Annotated in this window: 4 protein-coding genes; all 4 read right to left on the bottom strand. The window is 60.7% G+C overall.

Annotated features, from left to right (window positions below; translation table 11 throughout):
• Positions 1-501 precede the first annotated feature (501 nt).
• Positions 502-1383, bottom strand: coding sequence for a hypothetical protein (locus tag C437_RS08595; RefSeq protein WP_004516547.1), 882 nt, complete (start codon positions 1381-1383; stop codon positions 502-504).
• A 170-nt stretch (positions 1384-1553) separates the two neighbouring features.
• Positions 1554-1685: a hypothetical protein gene (locus C437_RS21080; RefSeq protein ID WP_004516546.1), complete on the bottom strand. Its 132-nt coding sequence runs from the start codon at positions 1683-1685 to the stop codon at positions 1554-1556.
• 72 nt (positions 1686-1757) lie between these two features.
• Positions 1758-2057 (bottom strand): hypothetical protein, encoded by a 300-nt coding sequence (locus C437_RS08585; protein ID WP_004516545.1) that lies wholly within the window; start codon positions 2055-2057, stop codon positions 1758-1760.
• A 616-nt stretch (positions 2058-2673) separates the two neighbouring features.
• A partial coding sequence (locus C437_RS08580) for a helix-turn-helix transcriptional regulator (RefSeq protein ID WP_193790399.1) occupies positions 2674-2858 on the bottom strand: 185 nt, incomplete at its 5' end.

The raw sequence follows: 2858 nt of genomic DNA, 5'->3' as shown, positions 1-2858 counted from the left end.
GCACTTATTCTAACAGCCGCTGACGCAATCGAGGGAACGTTGGTCTCGTTTGATAGGGAACTTGTCGAACAGGGGGCAGTACGACCAGAGGAAGTACTTGAAGAGTCGTCTTAGCCTGCTAGAACTGACCCTACACGCTTTCTATTGAGATTGCCAACCGCTTACTCACGGTGCCGATTTCGTGGTTATCCGATGAGGGTCACCTGACCGTCGGCACTGATAGTGAGGGGCAGGCTGAGAGAGGTGGCGGCCAGTCACAGATCGCTCTCAGGCCCGCAGGTCCGTGGTAAGAGTGCCCTGTCACACCCGTTGTGACCACTGCAATCGCCGTGGTCGCTCCGTTCGTGTTACGACCACTCACTTCACTCCTGCAAGAATGGGGTCGCTCCCGGGTTCTGCAGCTAGTGAACAGCGGTGTCGGCGGCGGCAGGGCACGTGCCACCGCGTCCGACAGCATCGGGTTCGTGCCGATTCGATCGTTACTCCGGGTTTGTCACAGGGTCAGGCCGGGGACTCCACCACAACGGGTGTGACGCCACCAGTCGTTGCTTTCCGGTCGCTATTCTCTAGGAGGTCCAGGCCGACGTAGCGTTGCTCCAGTAGTTCCTCGGCGGTCTCGATGTCCATCGCGAGGATCTCTGTTTTCGTCTGGTCTCGCCCGACCTGTCTGGTCTTCTCGACGATATCAGTGCCGCCGATCTCGACTAACCTCTCCCAGACTCGTTTGACCGTCTGGCGATGGGGCTCTTTCCCGAGCTCGGCGGTCAGGGCTGTGGTCAGGTCTGCTTTGGTCAGGAACACGCCGCTGCCATCCGTTCGCTTCGTGGCAAATTCCGGCCAGCGTTTGGCGATACTGATCGCGCGGTAGGTGTTCTGGCGGTTCGACCGCTCGACGAACATCGTCTTGACCTTCGACTGGCGGCAGTTTGCGAAGAAATCCAGCGGTGAGGAACTGGGTTCCCGACCCTCGGGCAACTGCTCGGCATCCTCCTGGTGGTCGGGATCGGCCTCCAGTTGCTGGGCCTTCGCGATGGCACTCTTTGCGACGTCGTGGGTCCTCTCCTGTTGGGCTTCGACATCGTCGAGACGGCTCTCGTTTTCGGCGGCCGTCCCGACGGCTGTCGTCGCAACGTCGTGTGTGCGCTCTTGCTGGGCCTCGAGTTCGTCGACGCGCTCTTGGAGGCTGTCGATGGTTGCGACTAACCCCGAAAGAACACTCGAAACGGGGGGTGGAACCTCACTGTCGAGCTGGTCGACAAGCGACTGGAGATCCTCGACATCCGTGCCGTCCTGCCCAATATCCATATCAAGCGCGTCAGCGAGGGCATGGTCAGTGGCTGTGCTGTCGGTCCCGCTGTCTGCGGGGGAATTGGTTCGTGGCATATCTACCACAAGGCCCGTGGCCGGAATCGAACCGGACTGTGCTGACCACAGCACGGGCTAGGCGGTTGTCTCGTGGTACTGTCCCGCTGTCTGGAGGTGCTGCCTCGTGGCAGCCACCGGCTGGGGCACATGCCACGGGCGGACGGGGTCGATCCGACGGCCCTCCGGCATCAGTCCAACACCGCCCGGCGCTCGATGGCGACATCGTGGGCGTAGTCACCGCGGCGGTACTGCTCGTAGTAGTTCTCGACGGTAGGGAAGTCGGTCGTCCACTCCGTGTAGTGGGTGAGGTCACCGACCATGTAGCGGAGTCGCCACTCGTCGGCCTGTGCGGGCGCTGTATCCCGTTCAGTCGCGGCTGAGGTGTCGGCCCATCACACCTCACCTCCGTCGAACGGCCCAGGACGGCTGCTGTCGCGTTCGACGAACGCGCAGTCTGTCGTCGGGACCGTGAACGACAGGCACCCGTCAGCGCGCTCGACGGCGGTAGCCAGCTGCTGACGGGTGGCTGTGTCTGGCTCGGACGCCTGCAGGCGGTGGATCGTCTCGGTGGCGAGGTCGGCCAGCAAGACACCCGTGATGAGTTCGGTCTCCTGCGAACAGACCAGCAGCAGGGGGTCGCTGTCGGTGGTGGTGATGGCGACGATCTCGCCGACGGTCGGCTGGGTCGTCATCGCGCCACCTCCCCGCCGCATGAACGGCTTGTCAACGGGTCGCGACTCGGCGGCAAATCGATAAACTGTGAGACGATATCACAGCTGTTTTTATTACCAACCACATACCGTTCGGTTGGGTTCTGGTCCCCGCTCCACTCCCTCTTGAATCCCCCCAAATTCATCGATTGGCCCGGGTCCAGAACCCGTCGTCGTGGATGACGACTCCCGATGGTGTCCACGCCACTCCCCCCATTCCATGGCTGCCCACCATTTTTCTGCTGCTCTACATGGCAGAGCCGTGCGTCTTGATGGCGTGCGGATGGAACTGGAACATTGGGCTTCCTGTTGAAGAAAGACTGCCTACGGACGTTAACCCTCAGCCGACCAAACCTGTTCGAATCAGGTACATAAGAACTAATTGTTAGACATGCATTATATCTAAACGGGTTCGGGTTGCTGCACCACTCGCTTAGACAGACTGACTGCGCCAGCGAGTGGGCCATATCCAGAACCCGTCCGTGCCTCTGACAACCACGGATGCCGGGCGACTCGCTGTGTGCCCAGTGTCGCCCGGGTTTTACTCTCTGGTTAGAATATAAAACTTGTTTGATATTGTCGTGATAACACTGAGTCATCACGATTGCTCACCTCCAGCGACGGGACGGGGCTGCTCACACAGGACTGCAAGTGTTTCTCCCTGGCGCTGGAGGGCTCGTCTGCCAGCGTCAGTCAGCGTATACACGTTGGTGCGGGCGTCGAGTTCGTCCCGGGTGATGAGGTCCAGTTCGGCAAGGCGGTCGAGATTCTGGTAGAGGCGGC

The sequence above is a fragment of the Haloarcula vallismortis ATCC 29715 genome (assembly GCF_000337775.1).
In the GTDB taxonomy this organism is placed as follows: domain Archaea; phylum Halobacteriota; class Halobacteria; order Halobacteriales; family Haloarculaceae; genus Haloarcula; species Haloarcula vallismortis.
This window is presented reverse-complemented; position numbering and strand designations above follow the sequence as displayed.